General features: G+C 66.7%; 13 protein-coding genes and 2 pseudogenes. 10 read left to right on the top strand and 5 right to left on the bottom strand.

Translation table 11 applies throughout. From position 1 onward, the window contains the following. The first annotated feature begins 14 nt into the window (after positions 1 to 14). Genes ABT245_RS10725 through ABT245_RS10715 form a run of 3 tightly spaced genes read left to right on the top strand, consistent with a single transcriptional unit; the run spans position 15 to position 3,333 of the window. On the top strand, positions 15 to 1,730 hold the full coding sequence (locus ABT245_RS10725; protein WP_058081329.1) for a carbamoyltransferase family protein: 1,716 nt from the start codon (positions 15 to 17) through the stop codon (positions 1,728 to 1,730). A gap of 5 nt (positions 1,731 to 1,735) precedes the next feature. Beyond that, complete coding sequence (locus ABT245_RS10720) at positions 1,736 to 2,350, top strand: HD domain-containing protein (protein ID WP_058081328.1); 615 nt, start codon at positions 1,736 to 1,738, stop codon at positions 2,348 to 2,350. Beyond that, positions 2,347 to 3,333 carry a glycosyltransferase gene (locus ABT245_RS10715; protein WP_053212850.1) on the top strand — a complete coding sequence of 329 codons (987 nt, stop codon included), beginning with the start codon at positions 2,347 to 2,349 and terminating at the stop codon, positions 3,331 to 3,333. The genes ABT245_RS10720 and ABT245_RS10715 overlap by 4 nt, the downstream gene beginning before the upstream one ends. A gap of 7 nt (positions 3,334 to 3,340) precedes the next feature. Here the strand turns inward: ABT245_RS10715 and gltX are convergent, their stop codons facing one another. Further along, positions 3,341 to 4,714, bottom strand: a complete 1,374-nt coding sequence (gltX, locus tag ABT245_RS10710) for a glutamate--tRNA ligase (protein ID WP_237281144.1) — start codon at positions 4,712 to 4,714, stop codon at positions 3,341 to 3,343. 609 nt (positions 4,715 to 5,323) lie between these two features. Here gltX and aspS point away from each other — a divergent pair. From aspS to ABT245_RS10690, 4 genes and pseudogenes are all read left to right on the top strand, one after another. Continuing rightward, entirely contained in the window at positions 5,324 to 6,634 is a 1,311-nt protein-coding gene (gene aspS, locus ABT245_RS10705; protein WP_058081327.1) for an aspartate--tRNA(Asn) ligase, read from the top strand. Positions 6,635 to 6,758: 124 nt separating this feature from the next. Continuing rightward, positions 6,759 to 7,329: pseudogene (locus ABT245_RS10700) on the top strand (nucleotidyltransferase domain-containing protein). Positions 7,330 to 7,535: 206 nt separating this feature from the next. Further along, positions 7,536 to 8,843 carry a DNA cytosine methyltransferase gene (locus tag ABT245_RS10695; RefSeq protein WP_237280896.1) on the top strand — a complete coding sequence of 436 codons (1,308 nt, stop codon included), beginning with the start codon at positions 7,536 to 7,538 and terminating at the stop codon, positions 8,841 to 8,843. 404 nt (positions 8,844 to 9,247) lie between these two features. After that, a pseudogene (locus ABT245_RS10690) lies at positions 9,248 to 9,556 on the top strand (very short patch repair endonuclease); the annotation flags it as partial. Positions 9,557 to 9,646: 90 nt separating this feature from the next. Here ABT245_RS10690 and ABT245_RS10685 read toward each other — a convergent pair. Next, the gene (locus tag ABT245_RS10685; protein ID WP_079088043.1) at positions 9,647 to 9,835 is read right to left on the bottom strand and encodes an AbrB/MazE/SpoVT family DNA-binding domain-containing protein; all 189 of its coding nucleotides are present in this window, start codon (positions 9,833 to 9,835) and stop codon (positions 9,647 to 9,649) included. Positions 9,836 to 10,068: 233 nt separating this feature from the next. On the opposite strand from ABT245_RS10685, the gene ABT245_RS10680 reads away from it, so the two are divergent. The 3 genes from ABT245_RS10680 to ABT245_RS10670 are packed head-to-tail and all read left to right on the top strand — an operon-like array spanning position 10,069 to position 14,698. Then, on the top strand, positions 10,069 to 12,402 hold the full coding sequence (locus ABT245_RS10680) for an ATP-binding protein (protein ID WP_058081325.1): 2,334 nt from the start codon (positions 10,069 to 10,071) through the stop codon (positions 12,400 to 12,402). 14 nt (positions 12,403 to 12,416) lie between these two features. After that, the gene (locus tag ABT245_RS10675; RefSeq protein ID WP_351731475.1) at positions 12,417 to 14,075 is read left to right on the top strand and encodes a DEAD/DEAH box helicase; all 1,659 of its coding nucleotides are present in this window, start codon (positions 12,417 to 12,419) and stop codon (positions 14,073 to 14,075) included. 56 nt (positions 14,076 to 14,131) lie between these two features. Then, a complete protein-coding gene (locus tag ABT245_RS10670; RefSeq protein WP_058081323.1) occupies positions 14,132 to 14,698 on the top strand; it encodes a hypothetical protein in 567 nt (188 codons plus the stop codon). Positions 14,699 to 14,817: 119 nt separating this feature from the next. Here the strand turns inward: ABT245_RS10670 and ABT245_RS10665 are convergent, their stop codons facing one another. Genes ABT245_RS10665 through ABT245_RS10655 form a run of 3 tightly spaced genes read right to left on the bottom strand, consistent with a single transcriptional unit; the run spans position 14,818 to position 20,814 of the window. Next, a complete protein-coding gene (locus ABT245_RS10665) occupies positions 14,818 to 16,572 on the bottom strand; it encodes a DUF8724 domain-containing protein (protein ID WP_058081322.1) in 1,755 nt (584 codons plus the stop codon). A 19-nt stretch (positions 16,573 to 16,591) separates the two neighbouring features. Further along, entirely contained in the window at positions 16,592 to 19,642 is a 3,051-nt protein-coding gene (locus tag ABT245_RS10660) for a DEAD/DEAH box helicase (protein ID WP_058081321.1), read from the bottom strand. Continuing rightward, positions 19,639 to 20,814 carry a sigma-70 family RNA polymerase sigma factor gene (locus ABT245_RS10655; RefSeq protein WP_159103822.1) on the bottom strand — a complete coding sequence of 392 codons (1,176 nt, stop codon included), beginning with the start codon at positions 20,812 to 20,814 and terminating at the stop codon, positions 19,639 to 19,641. The genes ABT245_RS10660 and ABT245_RS10655 overlap by 4 nt, the downstream gene beginning before the upstream one ends. Positions 20,815 to 20,838 lie beyond the last annotated feature (24 nt).

Raw genomic sequence — 20,838 nt, 5'->3', positions numbered from 1 at the left:
GGAGGTACACCACCATGCCCGCAGTCCTCGGACTGAACTTCCACCACGACACGGCCGCCGCGTTAGTCGTCGACGGCCGCATCTACGCCGCCGAAGAGGAGCGCTGGAGCGGCGTCAAACACAACCACCCCACCCGCAAGGGCACGCTCACCGCCCCGACCCGCGCACTCCAGTGGTGCCTGGAGGCCGCCGGCATCGAACCGGAGGACGTGGACGCCGTCTGGGCCGCCTCCATGCGCCCCAACCCCGCGGCCGGCTGGTGGCTGGCTGAGGAACGGGAGGAACTCGCCGCCCTCCTGCCCGCCCCGCTCGGCGAACACCTCCGTCTCCTGTCCCACCACACGGCCCACGTGCTCTCCGGCTACCTGCTCTCCGGGCACGAGCACGCCGCGGGCCTCGTCATCGACGCCGGCGGCTCCTCACTGGGCTCCGACTTCGGCCCGGGCCGGGAGCGCATCACGGGGTACGACCTGTGGCCCGATCGCATCGACCGCCTCCACCAGGGCATGCCGGCCGTCGTGCCGGGCCCGGTCGGGCCTCGGCGCGTCCACTCCTCCCTCGGGCACTTCTACAGGAACCTCGCCCGGAGGGTGATCCCACCCGGCGACGAGCCCGAGGGCAGCATGATGGCGCTCGCCGCTTTCGGCGATCCCCAGCGCTACGGCGCACACGTCCGCGAACTGGTCCGGCTCGGAGACGAGGGCGAGGTCCGCATCGATCATCCGTGGGGTTCGGCGGACAGCAGCACACCGCTGCTGCTCGATGGCCGGGCCTGGACCGCCGACAACGTCGCGGAACAGCCGGAACACAAGCGTGCCGACCTGGCCGCTGCCGTCCAGGAGATCTTCGCCGAATCGGTCGTCCACGTCGCCCGCCACCTGCAACGACTCACTCGGGCCTCAACGTTGCTGTTCTCCGGCGGATGCGCCCTGAACTCCCACCTCAACGGCCAGCTGGCCGCCAACAGCGGTTTCGACACCCTCTTCGTCGCACCGGCCCCGCACGACGCCGGCACAGCCGTTGGCGCCGCGCTCTACGGCTGGCACTACCAGCTCGGGCAGGAGCGCCTGCCGGTGCCGACCGACGCGGCCTGGGGCCCGAACCCGGGCGCGTTGCCAACGACAACGGTGCCGCCCGGCTATCACGCCTTGCCCCACCTCGGGCTCGGACTGCCGGCCACAGTGGCGGCACTGCTCGCCGAGCACCGCATCGTCGGCTGGGTGCAGGGGCAGCTCGAATTCGGGCCGCGTGCCCTCGGCCATCGTTCGATCCTCGCCCACCCCGGTCACGCCGCCACGAGGGACCGACTCAACGCGATCAAGAAGCGAGCCGCGTACCGCCCGTTCGCGCCGGCCGTCCTCGCCGAGCACGCCACGGAATGGTTCATGTCGGCGGGCGACCCGTTCATGAACCGTGTCGCCACCGTCCGACGGTGCCGAGCCGACCGAGTCGCGGCGGTCACCCACCACGACGGCACCGCCCGCGTCCAGTCCGTCGCCGCCGACCACCAGGGCCTGCGCGATCTCCTTGAGCAGTTCCGCGACCTCACCGGACTGCCGCTGCTGCTGAACACATCCTTCAATCGCAAAGGCACCCCGATCCTGCGGACCGCTGAGCAGGCCGTGGCAGCGGCGGTGGACCTACGCCTCGACGCCCTCGCCGTCGGGGACACCCTGCTGCTCGCCGACCACGTCCCCGACCCCCGTGCCACGTCCCTTCGTACGAGGTGAGGCGGATGGACCCCATCGATCTCGACCACGTCCTGACCGTGCTCGGTGCCGCCGCGTGGGGCCCGGACGAGCAGTCCCGCGCCCGCGTGGCCGCCGGCCTCGCCCTCACGGTCTACGACGGCCATACCCGCGACCAGGGCACGCCTTATCTGGAGCACCCGCTGGCCGTCGTCAGGCTCTTGCGAACGGAGATCGGCGTCCAGCGCCCCGAAACCCTCCACCTCGCTCTCCTCCATGACGCCTTGGAGGTGTCCCCTGAGTCGGAGGCACTGCTCGTCCATCACCTCGGCGGCCCGTTCACCGCCCGCCTGCGTGACATGACGGCCGACCACCGCCTCGAACAGCGCCGCAAGTCCGACGGCGACGAGACCCGCTGGCGCGCCAAGCAAGCCGCGCTCCCGCCCGAGGACCTCCTCGTCCGGCTCGCCGACCGCCTGCACAACCTGCGCGACCTCGCCGCGTCCCCGAACCTCGACCGACGCCGACGATTCCTCCAGACCCTGGGCGATTTCCACCTCCCCCTCGCCGACGCCGCCCGTGACCTCGGCCTCCATCTGGAGACCATGCACGCGCGCCTGCACGCCGAGTACGTCCACCACATACAGGAGGTACGTCCGTGAAACGGGTCGTCTACTCGATGGAGCCGGTCGGCCGGACCGGCGGCCGGGTCTACCTACGGATGCTCCACGAGGTGACGGCCGACGACGTGGAATGGCGCACGGTCCCGGACCACAAGCGGACCTACCGGGTCCGCCGCTGGCGCAAGCTCCGCCACCTCGCCCGCCTGGCCCCTTCCATACGGGCGCTGCACGGCACCACCGGCACCTTCGTGTGGGACGACCTCAGCCTGCTGCTGTTCACGCCCGAGATGCGCGCCCGCACGGTGTTCCTCCTGCACCACTACGAGCCGCTCCAACATGACTCCGCCCCCATCGAGGCCATGCTCTGGGAGCGGCTGTTCCGCGTTCTGCCGCAGTGCGCCGCCGTCGTGTGCGTCGCCCCGTACTGGGCCGACCAGCTCCGCGCCCGAGGCGTCCGCAACGTACGGGTGATCTACAACGCCTTCGACATGGCCGAAGTAGAGCAGGCACGCGGTTACGACCGGGCCGAGTGCCGCGCCGAGTTCGGCCTACAACCCGACGTGATCGGCGTCTACGCGGGCAAGGCCGTGCACTGGAAGGGGACCGAGGAGGTCTCCGCAGCACTGGCCGGCGTTCCCGGACTGCGGGTGATCACCAGCGGCAGCAACACCATCGGCCTCGACAGCGCGCACTACGACGTCGAACGCGAGCGGTACCTGCGTCTGCTGCGCGCCTGTGACGTCGGTGTCTTCCTCCCACGGATGCGGGAGGGCTGGAGCCGTTGCGCCGCCGAGGCTTTACTCCTCGGCCTGCCCTGCCTCATCCGTCCGGTGGCCGGCCTGGGCGACCTCGCCGCACTGGCTGGCCAGCCGGCCCCGGACCTCCGCCGTCTCCCGGCACAGGTCCGGGAGCGTGCGGCGGCACGCCACACCGAGGCCAAGGCGGGGTACGAGGCCCTGGCCCGGTTCGACCTGAACTACTTCGGCGACGCCTGGGGCAACCTCCTGACGCAGGTCGCCTGACCAGCGGCTAAGCCTGCGCGACCAGCTTCTTGCTGGCAGCTTCCAGACGGGCCAGCACGCGGTCCCGGCCGAGCAGCTCCATGGACTCGAACAGCGGGAGTCCGATCGTCCGGCCGGTGACCGCGACCCGGATGGGCGCCTGGGCCTTGCCCAGCTTCAGCCCGTGCTTCTCCCCGACGGCGAGCAGGACGGCCTTCAGGTCGTCCGCCTTCCAGTCCGCGACGTCGGCCAGCTCGGCGCGGGCGTCCGACAGGATGTCGCCGGCGCCTGCCTTCATCGCCTTGTTCCACGACGCCTCGTCCTCGACCGGCTCGTCGAGGAACAGGAAGTCCACATAGCTGGTGATCTCGGAAAGCAGCGCCAGCCGGGTCTGGGCCAGGGAAGCCGCCGCCTCGAAGACGTCCTTGTCGAACGCCTCCGGCCGCCACGGCGCGTACGGGGCGACGAGCCACGGCGCGCAGGCGGCGGCGAACTGCTCCGGCGACAGGGCGCGGATGTACTCGCCGTTGAACGCCGTCAGCTTCTTCACGTCGAAGAAGGCCGGCGCTGTGTTGACGTCCTCGATCCGGAAGAGCTGCTCCAGCTCCTCGTACGGCCTGATCTCCCGGTCGTCACCCGGGCCCCAGCCGAGCAACATGAGGTAGTTCACCATCGCCTCGGGCAGGAACCCCTCGGCGAGGTAGTCCTCCAGCGCCACCTTGTCCCGGCGCTTTGACAGCTTCTGCCGCTTCTCGTTCACGATCACCGGCAGGTGCGCCCACACAGGCGGCTTGGCACCGAGCGCCTCCCACAGCAGCTGCTGCTTCGGCGTGTTCGACAGGTGCTCCTCGCCTCGGATGACCTGCGTGATTCCCTCGTCCAGGTCGTCCACGACGTTGGCGATCAGAAAGACCGGGGACCCGTCGCCACGGGCGATCACGAAGTCCTCGATCGCGCTGTTCGGGAACGCCGGCTCCCCGCGGACCAGGTCGACCACGACGGTCTCCCCCTCGTCCGGCGTCCGGAACCGCAGCGCCCGCCCCTCCTCGAAGGCCAGCCCCCGGTCCCGGCAGAACCCGTCGTACCCGAGGTGCTCCGACCCCGTGCGCTCCTTCAGCTGCTCCCGCGTGCAGTCGCAGTAGTACGCCCGGCCGGCCGCGAAGAGCTGCTGAGCCGCTTCCCGGTGCCGGTCGGCGTTGTGCGACTGGAAGTACGGCCCCTCGAAGGCCGGGGCCTCACCATGGATGCCGATCGCCGCGAGCGCGCTGATGATGCCCTCGGTCCACTCCGGCTTGTTCCGGGCTGCGTCGGTGTCCTCGATCCGCAGCACGAACCTGCCGCCGGACTGTCGTGCCACCGCCCAGTTGTAGAGAGCGGACCGTGCACCACCGACATGGAACATGCCGGTCGGGGACGGGGCGAAACGAACGCGAACCGGGGCAGTAGACATGCGCTCCAGGGTACCGACGCGGGACCTACACCCCGGACCACTCGCCCTACCTCCGCACCGACGTTTTTCGGCCGACCCCGTACTCCTCTCGCCCGTCCTCTCCCACTGCAGGTGCGTATCCGTACCTCGGCTGACCGCTCGCCAAGGCTCCAGCCGACCTCGACCGCAGCCACCCGGACACGCTCCACGCCCGCATGCATGTGCGACGCCGCGCCGGATACAAAGCCCCGCGACGCTGCCCTCGCATTCTCGATTGCGGACGCGATCGTGGCGTTCGTATCCTTCCGGGCAACGCGTTGACGGAGACGAGTAGCCAGGGACCACGCGAGCAGAGAGAGCCGCCGGCAGCTGGGAAGGCGGTCTCGCGCCCCGAGGCGAAGACCCTCCCGAGCGCGGGGAGGAACGGCCCCCTCTTATGGCCCAATGCCCCGCCGGTCGGCCCCCGTCACCGGGCCAGAACGAGGCCGCCACCTGGTGGCGGTGAAAGTGCGGTGGTACCGCGAGTTGCCCTTCTCGCCCGCACTCCCAAGGGATCATGACGATGTCCTTCGGAGGACCGCAATGATCCAAAGCCGCGTACACGTCTCCGACCTGCGAGAACACGTCGGCCGTACCGTCACCGTCTGCGGGTGGGTGAACACCCTGCGCCTGCAGAGCAAGATGCAATTCGTCGTCGTACGCGACGGAACCGGCATGGTGCAGGTGACCCACAAGCGCGACAACGGGCCGTTGGAGGCCCGACTCCAAGCCCTCACTCCCGAATCCGCCGTCAAGATCACCGGACGGGTCGTGGACGCCGCCCAGGTCAAGCTCGGCGGCCTGGAGATCGTGCCAGAGGCCGTCGAGGTGCTGAACCCGGCCGCCACCCCGCTGCCGATCGACAAGCAGACGGGGATCGAGCATCGGCTGGACTGGCGCTTCCTGGACGTGCGCCTCCGTCCCGCCGCCCAGCTGATGTTCGCCGTGCAGACCACGCTGGAGCAGGGGATGCGCGAGTACGCCTACACGCAGGGCGCCACGGAGATGCACACCCCCAAGCTCATGGGCACCGCCTCGGAGTCCGGAGCGGAGGTCTTCGAGCTCGGCTACTTCGGCCGCAGCGCCTACTTGGCCCAGTCGCCGCAGTTCTACAAGCAGATGGCGATCTCGGCCGGAATCGAGAAGGTCTTTGAGATCGGTCCCGTCTTCCGTGCCGAGCCGTCGTTCACCTCCCGGCACGCCACCGAGTTCACCGGCGTCGACGTAGAGCTGGCCTGGATCGACGGCGTCGAGGACGTCATGGCGTTCGAGGAGCGGATGCTCGCCCACGCGATCGCCAAGGTGGCCGACGCCCACGGCGAGGCCGTCCGCGAGCGGTTCGGTGTGGAGATCACGGTCCCCACGACGCCCTTCCCCCGCATCACCATGGCCGAGGCGCACGAGATCCTTTGCAAGGGCGGCTGGCACCCGGAGGGGATCAAGGAGGACTTGGACCCGGAGGGTGAGCGGAGTATCAGCGCCCACATCCGGCAGGGCACCGGCCACGAGTTCGTGTTCGTCACGCACTACCCCGTGGGCATCCGGCCCTTCTACCACATGCGGCCGGCCGACGACCCGAGCGTGACCCTGAGCTTCGACCTGCTCTGGAAGGGGCTGGAGATCACCACCGGCGCCCAGCGTGAGCACCGCTACGACGTGTTGCTGAAGCAGGCCGCCGAGAAGGGCATGAGCCCGGAGCCGATGCAGGACTACCTGAACGCGTTCCGGTACGGGTGCCCGCCGCACGGCGGGCTGGGCATGGGCCTCGGACGCGTACTGATGGTCATGCTCGGCCTGGAGTCGATCCGCGAGGCCACCTTCCTCTTCCGCGGACCGAACCGTCTCACCCCGTAGCCAACCGCCGCATTCTGCCGACCTGCGATGTTCCGCCCAGCGCCTCGTTCGCTGAAAGCATGGACGGGTGAGTGTTCATGAATTGGGGCGCTGGGTGCCGGCTCGTCCGGAGGACCTGGCCGTGATGTTCGCCGAAGCCGACTTCCCGTGGTGGATCGCCGGCGGGTACGCGATCGAACTCGCCGTAGGTCGCGAGCTACGCCCGCACGGTGATCTCGACGTCCTTGTCCTTCGTCGCGATCAAGCGCTCGTGCGAGACGTGCTGAGCAACTGGGACATGTACGTTGCGTGCGGACCCGCCTGGCGCGGGGCACCTACGTCCCTGGCGTCTGGGGGAAACGCTTGAACATCCCCTCCACGACATCTGGTGCAGACGTACACGTAACGCGCCCTGGTCGGTGCAACTCATGCTGGACGAGGCCGAGGGCGCCCATTGGGTCTCGCGGCGCAACCCAGGGGTCCGACTTCCGCTCGGCCGAGTGGGGCGGAGGAGCCCGACCGGAATCCCTTACCTTGCGCCCGAGGTCCAGCTCTTTTACAAGGCCAAGGCCACACGGGCCAAGGACGAGACTGACTTCGAAGCGGTATTGCCACTACTGGACGAGTCACAACGCGTCTGGCTAGCGGATTCGATCGCGATGACCGTCCCAGCCCATCCCTGGAGGAAACGTCTCTTGTCCGCAGACCGAACGTGAAAGGCCAGCCGTCCTGCGCCAATGCCCTAACTGCCCTGCCTGAGCCAGGCTCGCTCCGACGCACCGTCCAAGTTGCCTCGTACACGTCCATGCGCTCTTGACTCGCATGGTGAATCAGTGCACTTGGCTTCCCAGAGGGACCTACTCCGCGGTATGGTTTTACAATGTCTGAGCAGCAAGAAGAACGATCTCCTGACCGTACGGCGGTGGAGCTGTTCGCCGGCGGTGGCGGCCTGGCCATGGCCGTCGGGCGAGCGGGGTTTAGGCCGCTCCTCTACAGCGAGGTCGCCACACGCGCCTGCGAGACGCTGGAGGCCAACGGCGCCAAGGAGCGGGGCGATGAGGAGTGGATCCCCGATCCAGGTGGGCCCGTGCCCCTCGTCAAGGGCGACGTCCGCAGGCTCGACATGAACTACCTGTGCGGCAAGGTGGATGTCTTGGCCGGCGGGCCGCCATGTCAGCCGTTCAGCTTGGGGGGCATCGCCAAGGGGGACGAGGACAAGCGAAACATGTTCCCGGAGATGTTCCGGGCCGTCCGCGAGATTCAGCCGAAGGCCGTCATCTGCGAGAACGTCGTCGGGCTTCGACGTAAGTCCTTCGAGCCCTACTTCCAGTACATCCTGCGGGAGTTGTCTTACCCCTACCTGAAGCGCGACCCGGACAGCACGTGGCAGGAGCACGACGCCCTCCTGCGCTCCTACGACGCTGGTTTGAGGGACGGCCGCTCCTCCGATCCGTCCGGGGGCCACGAGCTCTACGACGTGGTGGCCACGACCGTCAACGCGGCCGACTATGGCGTACCGCAGATCAGGAACCGGGTGATCATCGTCGCGTTTCGTCGAGATCTCGGCGTGGACGTCGAGGAGTTCAAACGGAGCGTGAGGCCCACGCACTCCTACGCGGCTCTGGTCCACTCCATGCGGAAGGGCGATTACTGGGAGCGACACCGTGAGATTCGCGGCCACGCGGTTCCCGACCACGTGCGTGAGCGCGTCATGGCCGGTCTCCCCAAGCAGGTCGAGTTCGACACGGAGGAGGCTTCCCGCCTCCCGTGGCGGACTTTCCGTGACGCCCTCGCCGGACTGGACGGCGAGCCGCCGCTCCCCCAGGACCTTTGGAGCTACCTGGACCGCAAGGAGCACCGCCTGAGCGGCGTGACGAACCACATCGGTTGGCCTGGGGCGCGTATCTACAAAGGGCACACTCCGAACGAGCTGGACCGCCCGGCGAAGACGGTGAAGGCGGGTGTCCACGGAGTACCGGGCGGGGAATCGGTGATGCTGACCGATGATCGCGTTCGCGACGCTTCCGTTCCGGGCGGATGGAGGTACAAGCATCGGTACATGACCGTGCGAGAGACGGCTCGCGTGATGACCTTCCCTGACAGTTGGGTATTGGAAGGCCCGCGGGGAGAGCAGATGCGGCAGCTCGGGAACGCCGTTCCCGTCCTGTTGGGCGAGTTCTTCGCGAAGGCGGTGGCCAACGCCCTGGACAACGCACGGAGCACGAGGTGACCTCCGTGAAGGCACCCCCCCACCAGGGTCGTTGGAAGGACAAGCAACCACCCGCGAGGGCATGGAAAGGGCGACCCGGCAGGACAAGGGCCCAAGCCACGGCGGAGCAGGACAAAGCCGCTGGCGGACCTGACCGACGCTGGGTGGACTTGGGTGACGGGCGCCGGGCGCGCGCCTCCGTCGAGCTGAAAGTGTTGACCAAGACCCGACGGATCCGCGCCTATTTGCGCTGGTCCGACAAGGGGTCTACCCGCAAGCCGATCTACCTCGGGGAAGTCGAGCACGAGACCCGTCGCGGGAACCTCGCCGAGGCTTGGCGCAGGGCCATCGAGCGCGGTCACGTACTGCCCCAGGAAGAAACGCCGGCGTCCTCCTGGGCGGCGAGCCGCTCGGTTCGCGCCTCCATGCGGGGCAATCGCTCGCGTGACACGACTCCGGAGAAGCTCCTACGCAAACACCTGCACGAGCGGGGAGTGCGATACCGCGTGTCGCATCGCCCTATGCCTAGCGTGCGGCGAACCGCTGACGTCGCCTTCCCCGGCGTGAGGGTGGCCGTGTTTGTGGATGGATGCTTCTGGCACGGATGCCCGGATCATTGCCGGTGGCCAGGAACGAACGAGGAGTTCTGGCGAGAGAAGATCGAGGGGAACCGCACGAGGGATTCCGAGACCAACCGCCTGTTGGAGCAGTCGGGGTGGCTGCCTGTGCGAGTCTGGGAACACGAGGACCCATCGGAGGCGGCCGACAAGATCATCGCTCTCGTGAGAGCCCGGCGACGCGTCAGCGCTCCCAAGACGCGTGCTTCACAGGTCGCCCTCTCCCAGAAGGTCGGCGACGGCGTCCTCAGCGCGACGCAGCATGATGCGGCCGTCGCCCGCGCTATAGGCAAGCAGACGGCTGCCGCAACCAAGGCCGGCCTCCGCCAGTAGCCCCATGGGCAGCTCGACCCGACCGTTCTCGTCGATGGTTACCTCGGCGGGCTCTCGGATCATGAGAACCAGTCTGGCATGCGTGAGGAAGGATCGTCGGCGGTGCGTCGCCGCTGGTGCGCGGGCTGATCCTGCGGATCCCGAACTGATTGTCAGTGGGCGTCAGTAGAGTGAACGCATGCTGACGCGAGGTATCTCGGGGGGCGAGTCGCGGGCAACGCGAAGCTCAAACCCCGCCGGTCAAACGCACTTCACCAAGCACGACGCGGTACACGGCACCCGGGGAGCGACGACGCATGTCTGAAGGCCAGTACATCAACGTGATGCCGCACCCCCGCATCCTCGGTGTCCTGGGGGACATCGAGTTCGCGGCCTGGCAGTGCCTCGCCGAGCTCGTGGACAACGCCTTCGACGTGTTCCAGTCCTCTCCCGGGACGGGCGGCGAGAGGCCCACCGTGAGCATCTCGCTGCCGACCGCGCAGGACTCCCGGTCTACGGCTGAAGTGATCGTCCAGGACAACGGCCGAGGCATGAGTCTGGACGAGGTGCGTAAAGCGATCAGCGCCGGCTGGAGCGGAAACGGCCGACACGGCGCGCTCGGCCTGTTCGGCATGGGCTTCAACATCGCGACCGCCCGCCTCGGTCGCAAGACCGTCGTCCGTACAGGGCGTTCCGGCGACTCCTACTGGACCGAGGTCACGCTTGATCTTCCACAGATCGAGGCGTCGGCCGCCTACCAGGCTCCGTACCGCCAGGTGCCCAAGGCGAACCCTGATGAGCATGGGACCGTCATCACCATCAGCGACCTCAAGGGGGAGCAGTTCGAGGCGCTTCGTCGCCCCAACGCCCTCAAGGTGATCAGGGAAAAGCTGGGTGATGTGTACAGCTACCTCCTCACCGAGCGGGGCTTCCGGCTGACGATCAACGGGAAGAAGCTGCCTCCTAGGAAGCCCTGCGTCTGGGAGGAGAAGCGCACCGTCACACGGCGAGGCGTGGAGATCAGCGCCGTTCAGCGCATAGACGTCCCCCTCTCGGACAAGAAGGCGTGCATGGCCTGCGGGTACTGGAACCCGCTCGACGTTGATCGCTGCCGTGAGTGTGACCAGGACCGGCTGGAGGTTCGTTCCCGCCGTATCTGGGGCTGGCTCGGGATCCAGCGCTACGTGCACCGCACGGACTATGGCATCGACTTCCTGCGCAACGGCCGGAAGATCCTACTCAAGGACAAGCGGGTCTTCTACTGGACCGACGAGGACGGCCTCGGCGAGCCGGAACTCGAGTACCCCATCGACTCCAAAGCGGCGACTGGGCGCATCGTTGGGGAGATTCACTGCGACCACGTCACCCCGAACTACCAGAAGACGGCTTTCGAGTTCGAGACCGCCGAGTGGCACCAGGTGCTGCGGGCCATTCGTGGGGAAAGCCCGCTGCGCCCGGAGATCGCCAAGCGACGCCAGCTCCCGGAGAACGACAGTCCGCTCGCGCTCCTGTACTCGGGCTTCCGCCGCCAGGACCCCGGCCTGAACTACTTGGTACCCGGAAACGGCAAGGAAGCCATCCACGAGAAGACCGTCCAGTGGGCGAAGCTGTTTCGGGACGACCATCCCGACTACCAGAGCGACGACATCTGGTACGAGGCGGCCTACAGCCACGATCATCCACACCAGGACGACCGGGGTTCCGACTCGGACAGCGACACCGACGAGCTCCTGCCGGGCCTTGGGCCCATAACTCCTGGTGAGGAGGACGACGATCAGGAAGTCCCCGGGGCAGAGGACGTACCGCTGGCCGACGATCCGGCGCCGGCAGAAACCTTCGAACAACGGCTGCAGCGTTATCGCGACAACGCGGACCAGTTCCCCGACCTCGCCGGCGAGTACTTGATTCCCGAGATGGGTCGGATCGAACTGAGGGTCTGGGCCGTGCGGGACCAGCGACTCACCAACGCCAAGGATCAGGAGACCCCGGCCTTCGCCATCATGCTGCGCTCTCCGCAGCTGGAGGTCTTCGTCGACTCCGATCACCAGCTCTACCGAGAGCACGGGGCGGACATGCGTGACGTCGCGCTGCTGGAGGCGGCCGAGTACATGCGCGTCCGGCAGAACGACAACTCCACGCCGCTGTCGCAGTTGCTGCTCCTGTTCAAGGAGCGCTCCTCCAGCCCCCGCCTCACCCCGACCGCGATGGCCGACGAGGCCGAGCGGTTGTTGGAGCGGATCCGCACCCTGATGGCCCCGGTGATCGCGGAGACCCCTGCTGTTCACTGGCTGCAACTACGAGCGGACGAGAGGGAGGCCGCTGAGGAGCGTTTCGCCTTGGAGTCCGAGCCCGGGCTCGACTGGAACGAGGCGGTGAACAATGGCGACTTCATCCGTTTCGCTCCCGCCAGTGCCGTCCTGCGCGTCATCAGCGAGTCGCCGGCCCTCTTCATGGACGGAAAGGTCTTCCGACGCTCCTATGCCGCGCTGTCGGCCTCGGACGCCCGCGACTTGATCGTGGAACGCTTGATGAACCCTCTGAGCGACCTGGCGCTCCTCGCACAGCACCGGCCGAAGGTCACTCCAGAAGAGTTGGGGCGCATTCGCGTCAGCTGCCGCTTGATCGCCCGTGACCTCGCGGACGACAGCTGAGGATCGGAGAGGCGATGCACAGCTTCCTGGACCCGGGCCCACTTCTCGACGCCGGGCCACTGCAGTTCCCTAGGCGTGTCGAGCGGCTCCTGTGGCATCTCGGTTTCACGGACGTCGCCGTTATCGATGGCTCCGGTGACGAGGGTGGCGACGTCCTCGCTCGTCGGAAGGGAGAGCTGTGGGTCTTCCAGTGCAAGTGGAAGCGACGGGGGGTCGTCGGCGCTGACGCCGTGGACGAGGTCGACAACGCGCGAGACCACTACAGCGCGCATCAGGCCGTCGTCGTAACCAACAGCCGCTTCAGCTCGGAAGCCCGGCGCCGAGTCGACGTTCTGTCCCGTATCCGTCCCAGCATCCACCTCTGGGAGGGCGGTCACCTCGCCCGCAGCTTCAAAGGGATCCCGCCCCGCTTCGGGGAGGTGACGCCTCGCCCTTACCAGGCCGAAGCCCTTTGGGCCCTGGACAAGGACCTGGACTCACACGGACGCGCCCTGCTCATCCTGGCTACGGGGCTCGGCAAGACCGTAGTCGGCGGCGAGGTCATCGCGGCGCACCTCCGCCGTCACCCTACGGATCAGGTTCTCGTTGTCGCTCACGCCAAGGATCTTGTCCAGCAGCTGGAGCGCGCCCTCTGGCGACACCTCCCCAAAGACATCCCGACCCGTCTCCTCACTGGGGACACTCGACCGGACGACCTGTCCGGAGTGACGTGTGCCACGGTGGGCTCCGCTCTGCCAGCCGCCCGCTTCGGCTACCGGCCAGCACTCGTCATGGTTGACGAGGCTCACCACGTCGGCGAGGACGGTCAGTACGACGAGTTGCTCGACGTGCTGTCTGCCGCTAGGCAGTTCGGAGTCACGGCCACACCCTGGCGAGGGGACTCGCACGACATCAGCCACCATTTCGGGCCGGCGAGCTTCACGCTCGGCATCGAGGAGGGCATGCGTCGGGGTTACCTGGCACAAGTGGATTATCGGTTGTTCGTCGACAACGTCGACTGGGATGTCGTTAAGGCGGCTAGCGAGCACGAGTACGGCCTGGCTGACCTCAACGCCCGCCTCTTCCTGCCACAGCGGGATGAGTCCATCCGTGATGAGCTTGCTGCCGCGTGGGCGGCAACCGCGAATCCCCGAGCCATCGTGTTCTGCCGCACAGTTGAACACGCCGAGCGACTGGCCGAACTACTGCGTCGCACCCCCTTGTGGTCCGGCGCCCTTGCTCTGCACGCCGGCCTGGCCAAACGTGAGAGGCAAAGCCGCCTCCTAGCCTTCCGCAGCGGCGACGTCCCCATCCTCACCTCGGTTGACATCCTCAATGAGGGGGTGGACGTCCCCGACGTCAACATCCTCTGTTTCGCCCGAGTGACTCACTCCCGGCGTATCTTCGTCCAGCAGCTGGGGAGGGGGCTCCGACTCCGGGACGGCAAGGAGCGCGTGACGGTGCTGGACTTCGTCAGCGATCTACGCCGGATCGCGGCGGCCCTCAACATGAAGCGAAGCCTGGAGGGCGGCGAAGTCGAGGTCCTGGACCAAGTCACCCCATCACAAATTGAGTTCAACGACCAACGGGTTGCGACCCTTATGAAAGAGTGGATCAAGGACGCGGCCAGTCTCGAAACCGCGTACGACGAGCACCGCCTGCAGTTCCCGTCCGCCCTCGCCGCCTTGGAGTAGCCGCCTTGCCGCAGCTCAACCTTCCGGAAGCTCTTCGACGTCGCATTCTCCTCAGCATGTACCGCACCGCCGACGAGCTGGATTGGGAGTTCCTGAGTAACCCCGGGAAGACCGCTCAGTACCGCCGATGGTTCGATGACGCAGACATTGGCGGGGAGCTCCGAAGGTTCGCCAGCGACCAGGACGTCCGGGTATGGATCAAGGACGTACCGATGAAGGAGTACGCCAGGGCTCAGGAGGGTATCGGCAACTTCGTCCCGTACGTCCGCCGCCGCTTTCGCGGGGCGGACGAGATCGTCCAATTCTTCTGCGGGACTGATTGGTCAGTTGTCCCGGACTCGGTGGAGGGCAAGCCCAACCACTGTCTCGCCACTGACGGCAACGCCACGCGATACATCTGCTGGGGTAAGGCCGGGGTCTTGAAGGACCTCATCTGGGCAGCGCTGCACGAGGCCATCGACTCACCCACGCGCCCCGGCATCGTGATCACGACCAGGGACGGCGAGACGATCTCCCAGCACGCGCGCGAGCGTCATGCTCGGCTGGCGAATCACTGCGGCGTCGATCTCGATCACCTGCACCGCTCCATGATCGATAATCCCGACCTGACCACGATGCCATAGATCACGACCCTCCGGATCATCCACAGCCGCCCAGCTCCGCAGGCCAAGGTCCTGGAGGATGAGGCCGGCGCTCGCCCCACCTGGTTGGAAGGGCGAGCGCCGAGGCGATGGCGTTCAAGTTACGGCTTGTGGTGTGCGGTGGTGGCGAGGAAGCCGTCGGGGCCGAAAAGGGCAGTGCGGTTCAGGTATCGATTGAAGTGGTCACACGCTGGCTCGCCTAGGTGCAAACAGGCGGGGCAAGCGCCGCCATTACGCTCGCAGGCCGGATCCATGGCACATCTGGATTCGGCGCCAGCGATGCTGCCGAGCAGAATGTGTAGGTCGTTCTCAAAGACAGCTTGCAGGCCACCCAGGACGAAATCGCCGCGGCTGGCAGCGAAAACGAAAAAGCCGTTGTGTCGAGGGATGAGGTATTCACCCAGTCCTTCTCGGTCGACACCAGCGAAGACAGCGAGTTGGCGGATAGCCCGGTGTGCGTAGGAGTGGATGAGGGTGAGAAGGTCCCGGCCGACAGGCGACGCATCCTCCGGGTCACTAAAGCGAGAAGGCGGGGTCACGTGGGCGGCGAGAACAGTGCGGGCGGTGCGCGGGTCACTTGCTGGCGGGAGCACATGCCCGCGTTGACGCAAGGCGGTGTGGACTAGGAGCGGATCGAGGCGGAAGAACAGCGCCTCAGTGGATCGTAGATCAGCATAGATTCGTCGCCCGCTCTTTCCCGTGAACAGACTCAGGCGGGAGGTACCAGGCTCACCCCCACCTCTTGTATACCCGTATACGGCCTTGAGGACGGGGAAGTCTGTGAACAGATCCACCCCCGAAAGGCCAGCGCGCCGCAGAGCCGCAGGATAATCGACTTCATAGCGGGTTCGAACGGTGAGCGGAGTCGCAGGGGTGATGAGGTCGGCAATACGCTGGCGGGAGCCCTTCTCGGTCGCCGCCAAGGCGACGTCTACGGCCTCCCGTTCAGCGGCCTCGATTTGCAGGCTGGGGGCACTGGCGAGTTCGCCGAGGTCTTCCTCAGCACCTAGTTCACCTGCTTCGCCAGCCACAGCGGCCATCTTCTCGGCAACCGCGCGGGTCAGCCCAGAAGCGACGAGCTGGTCGACTAGGGAGGTCTCGGTCTGGCGGCCCGCGCCTGGCCGGGAGTCCTCAAAACCACCCAAGGCCCAAACCAAGGCACGACGCGGTCCCCCAGACTCGGTTACACGGCGCATCGCGGCGCGGCTTGCTGGGTTGATTTGCGTGAACGTCTGCGGCGTATAAACGCTGGCGGATCGATGGACGTTGTAGCGCAGGTACTCAGCGTTCTTGGCCTCGGAGTACCTACGCCCGCAGGGACACTTGCGCCATGCGAAGCCCTTCTGGATCTCCTTCTGGCAGACCGGGCACTCGAAACGGATACGCGCGGCGTCCATGCTCGACTGATGGGGCATGCGGACCTGTCGATGCTCACGGCATAGAGGAATCGCTGGTTGTTCCAGCAGTCCACAATCATGGAATCCGACGAAGTGCAGCTGTCGCCAGTGATTGTTCCCGCACTGGCAGGTCTTGGCGGCGCCGGTCTCTACACGCCGGCATACTCTGCACACCCATATCAAGGGAAAGCGCTCGACGCGCACTCCTCGTTCGGGATTAACCCCGACGACTTCGACCGGACCGCCCGCGCGCAGGTAGTTCACCGCAGTGGCGTCCAAGCCGCGGCCCACCCAGCCCTCGAGTTCGGAGATCAGGCGGCCCCTGATGATCGAGTCCTCGACGTCAACGGGGCGCGGGTCCTTCCATTCGGTGGTGCGCCAGATTCCGCCCTTCAGGTCAGCGGTCTGCTGCGGGAGGAAGCTGTAGAGGATCTGGGATCCGCTGCGCTCGTCCTTCATCGCTGTGCCTTCCCTGTGGTTAGTCGTCGCTGACGGGGATCTGGGCTTCGACATCGCGCAGGGAACGCATGGGGGCGCGCGCGAGCAGCTGGTTGGGCCACTTGGCCCCGTCTCCGGGGTTCTCGAGACGCATGAAGTAAGTCTCGAGCTGCCGGGAAACATCGGAGAAGGCCAGATGGTGTTGTTCAGCCACGCCCAGGGCGGCGGCGCAAGCTCTGGCCTCCTCCTCGGCGGTCAAGCCTGTCTGGGTGGTGAACTTGCGAAGCAGGTCCACGGTGGTCAACCGTCCGCCAGCGGAACGCGGTTCGTGGACGAACAGACGGCGGGACTCGATTGCCGCGCTCGTAGTCAACTCCAGTACACGACGGCTGGCGCGGGTGATGGGAATGGGTTCCACGAAGCGGTCGCCCTGCTCGATGAAGGGCCGGAACTGGGAGAAGACGGCGGAGTCTCGTTCGCGGCCGATCTTGTGGATGACGTAAACCAAGCCGGGATGAGCGCGTCCTACGCGGGCCGTAGCCTGAATGAACTCCGCGGTTGTCAGCGGCACACCGAGCACCGTCATCACGTTCAGCCGGTCGACGTCCACGCCGTGCGAGATCATCGAGGACGCAGTGACGACGTGCAGGCGCTCCAGGAAGTTGGCCTCCGGGCGCAAGAGGCGCTGCAGGGTCTCGCGCACTTCTTCGAAGGGAGTCTGCCCTGTGAGTTGGGCGGCGTTGAGTGGGCTGACGGGGACCTGGGTTCCGAGAGAGCGCCGGGCGGCCTCGACATCGCGCACGGTATTGCCGTACACGACATGAGTGCCGTAGAGGTTCAGGAGCATGGGCACGTGGACGAGGTCGACGCCTGCCTGAGCGCATACGGCCTGGGGCTCGTCGAGCAGGCGGCGTACGGACTGCTGGAGGATGGTCGTAGTGCGGTCTGAAACCCACTCGAGTGTGACCCCGCGCGGCCACACCGCGACGAACCTGCGCAGCAGCCGATCCGTCTCACGAGACCAAAAGGACTCGCGAGCGGAGGGCCCAGGAACCGGGAAGACGCGCCCTCGTCGGTTGTACAGAACCTCCACCTGGCGCTCAAATCCAGTGAGAGTCGCCGACGAGGCGATGATTTTCGGGGCTCGGCCGGTGAGTTCCGTTTGCAAGGCGTCCAGCAACGACTCGTAGTGAGAGTCCACCGCGCCGAGGGAGTCCCGGAGCAGGTGCAGTTCGTCTTGCAGTCGGAAAGAGGGGGCGAATCGCGCACGGTCCCGAGCTGCCAGGGGGGTGGTGTCACCAGGGCAATCGGGGACCAGACAGCCGGTTGGCCGTTTGGCTCGCTTCGCGTAAGTGAACCCATGGCCAGGACGTGAACAGCGCCCGGCCGGCCCCTCGAAGAATCCCCGCATGCCTCCCTGCATGGCGATCAGAGCGGCCTTGTCCAGCGTGCCGATAACGACGGTGGGCAGGAAGCGATAGATCTCCTGGTCGACGACGTACACCGGTAGCGGCTTGCCTTCGCTGGGGCACCCAGCCGCGACGCACAGGTGGCGCAGGGTCCAGTCACCGCGGTGGAACTTCATGCGGATCTCCTTGGACCCGCAGAACGGGCAGGCCGTGAGGACCTGGTAACGGTCTGCCATACGAGGCTCGTCCACATCGATGGGGTTGTGATCGGTGGGCGCGGTAGGAACTTCGTTCGGGGTCGCGCCAGCGCCGATGAAGTAGCCCAGGGAAATAGGCTCTCCACCGATCGTGCATTCGCGACGCACCAGCTCGGCTGCGGCCAGGGCATCCGCGAAGCGCTGGGTCTGCTGGAGGGACAGCATGCGTAGCGGGAATCGACTCCAGGCCGTGATGCCTGCGAGCTTCCCGCGTAGCCGATCGTAAAAGGCGGCTAGGACGAGCAGACCGAGATACGTCTCGGTCTTGCCGCCACCGGTGGCGAACCACACGATCTCAACCTGCTGCCAGTCTTCACCTTCATTCACCAGGGAGGGCAGCACTGAGAGGATGAAACCGATCTGGAACGGGCGCCAGCCGACGTAGCGCCCACGGGCCGCGCGGCGCATGGCGCGGTTCATGAGCTGGAAGGCTTGGCGTAGATCGGCGTCCCGTTCCAGAACGGCCACGCCGGCACGTAGCCGCTGGAGTTCGGCCGTATGCTCCGCAGCGGCTCCCACGGCTTCTTGAAGCATCTCCGGCTTCCAAGATTCCTCTGTGGAGCGGCGTTGCAAGGCTTCCGAAGTCCAGTGCTCAAGCCCCCATGCCTCGTACGCCTCTACCAGTCGCGCGAGGGTGGCCACCGGTTCTTGGGCAAGGTTCTCGAAGGTCAACGGCAGGAGCCGTGCGTCTGTTCGCTCAAAGGCGTATTCAGGACGGTATCGGTCGACAACCACCTGATCGGTCGTTACAAGTTCATTGGCGCTCCGGACAGCAACGCCACAGTTGATGCCGATGGCCGGCAGGCGCCGGTCGTAGCGAAAACTCTCGGGCAGGGATTCGAGCAGGAAGGGAGTGGTCAACAGGTCGAGGACCGTCAGTTCCACCTCGAAGAGATGGCGCTCGCCTCGCTGACGTGAACCCTCAGGCGTGGTGTTCACGAGTTCCACCACGAGCTCAGGACTGCCGCGCCAGGACTCATCTGTCACGCGCACTTCCGCACACGAGCCCACCGCCCCCGCGGCATCAAGGGCCTCGGCGATCTGGCGCCCGCCGAAGGCCGCTCCCGCAGCGCCCAAGGGGACTTCGATCGGCAACACTACGTCGATCGACGCCGTCTTCTCCCACTTCTCGCCTCGTCCCTCCGAACCCCGCACCTGGTTCCAGGCCAGCGCCCGCACGCGCGCCCGCAAGGTCCATGGCCCCTCGCCCTCAGGCCGCACTCGCAGGCCAATCGCGCATGGGTCCATGCGTCGCTCCCTGCGTACTGTGGCCGCCTCGCTTTCCGGAGCCAGCCGGCCCAACCAGTACACCCCGGCAGGGTCCGCGTCCAGGACGTCGTCCCGATCGCCTCGACCCTCCGCAGTTACCTGACTGTCGAGCCAGTCCACGAACCGGCTCTGTGCATCCACCGCGTCCTGCGTCACGCCGCCTCCATCGCCAAAAACTCCAGCGTCAGCCGCTTAAGGCGGCAGTTATCCCGCAGACGCTCGAGCAACTTCTTCTCCAGTTGCCGCACCCGCTCACGAGTGCAGCCGAATTCCTTGCCCAGCGCCTCCAGCGTCATGGGATCCTCGCCGTCCAGGCCGAACCGTCCCTCCAACAACCGCGCCAAGCGTGGGTCAGCGTCAGTGAGCATGGCGCCGATCGTCCCCAAGATCTGATCCTTCAAGAGCCGCCGAATGATCTCGTCCTCCGGCCGTTCCGCCTTGGACGCGAGTACCAGATCGCCGAGCGTGGCGCCGCCCTCCTCGTCTACCGGAATATCCAGGTGGATAACCGGGGCGGAGTAGTCCAGTAGTGCGCGGATATTCTCCGGCTTCTCCCCCAGCCCCTCGGCCAGTTCCACCACGGTGGCGGAGCGCCCATTGCGCTCCTCGAAACGTCGCGCGTACTGCTCCACGCGGCGCAGGTCGTCACGGACATGCACCGGCAAGCGCACCACGGAGCCGGTGTTCGCGATGGCCCGGGTTACCGACTGCCGCACCCACCAACTCGCGTACGTCGAGAACTTGTAACCCATGGTCGGATCGAACTTCTCCGCCGCGCGGTTGAGACCGAGAACCCCTTCCTGGATCAAGTCATCAAGTTCCAGGTCGCCAGCACTCGGCAGGTAGCGCCTCGCGATGTCGATAGCAAGGCGTACGTTGTGCCGGACCAGTGTCTTGCGAGCTTCCTCGCCGTCACGAATCAGCTCAGCCACATCACCGGACGCCTCACAGTCGGCTGCGGACTCTTCCGTCCGCAGAGACTCCTTCGCCCGCAGCCCCATCTGGATGCGTCGCCCCAGGGCCACCTCTTCCTCGGCCGCCAGGATCCGATGACGTCCCAGCCGCCCCGGGTAGGCGTCTGACTCTTCTCGACCGCTGAACGCCGTGGGCTTGACGTCCGCCTCGGCTCCGCCACGGGCCAAAGCGTTGTTCTGCGGTTCTTCGCTCAGCACCCCGTGCTCACGCAGGACGGCCAGGACACGGCCCAGCCGCTGCGGATCAATACCCCGGCGGCTGGCCACCTGCACTACGTGAGCGCGCTCAAGTCGGCCAAGGCGCTCACTGTCCTCCAGCAACGCCTCGACGCAGGCTTCGATCACGTCTTCCACGCTGAAGACGCCCTCCCCTGAAAT

It is taken from the genome of Streptomyces sp. NPDC001508 (genome assembly GCF_040298665.1).
Classification (GTDB): Bacteria; Actinomycetota; Actinomycetes; order Streptomycetales; family Streptomycetaceae; genus Streptomyces.
This window is presented reverse-complemented; position numbering and strand designations above follow the sequence as displayed.

Coding starts and splice junctions, on each gene's coding strand:
- ABT245_RS10725 (WP_058081329.1), top strand. CDS start 15: ATGCCCGCAGTCCTCGGACTGAACTTCCACCACGACACGGCCGCCGCG.
- ABT245_RS10720 (WP_058081328.1), top strand. CDS start 1,736: ATGGACCCCATCGATCTCGACCACGTCCTGACCGTGCTCGGTGCCGCC.
- gltX (WP_237281144.1), bottom strand. CDS start 4,714: ATGTTCCATGTCGGTGGTGCACGGTCCGCTCTCTACAACTGGGCGGTG.
- aspS (WP_058081327.1), top strand. CDS start 5,324: ATGATCCAAAGCCGCGTACACGTCTCCGACCTGCGAGAACACGTCGGC.
- ABT245_RS10685 (WP_079088043.1), bottom strand. CDS start 9,835: ATGATCCGAGAGCCCGCCGAGGTAACCATCGACGAGAACGGTCGGGTC.
- ABT245_RS10680 (WP_058081325.1), top strand. CDS start 10,069: ATGTCTGAAGGCCAGTACATCAACGTGATGCCGCACCCCCGCATCCTC.
- ABT245_RS10675 (WP_351731475.1), top strand. CDS start 12,417: ATGCACAGCTTCCTGGACCCGGGCCCACTTCTCGACGCCGGGCCACTG.
- ABT245_RS10670 (WP_058081323.1), top strand. CDS start 14,132: ATGTACCGCACCGCCGACGAGCTGGATTGGGAGTTCCTGAGTAACCCC.
- ABT245_RS10665 (WP_058081322.1), bottom strand. CDS start 16,572: ATGAAGGACGAGCGCAGCGGATCCCAGATCCTCTACAGCTTCCTCCCG.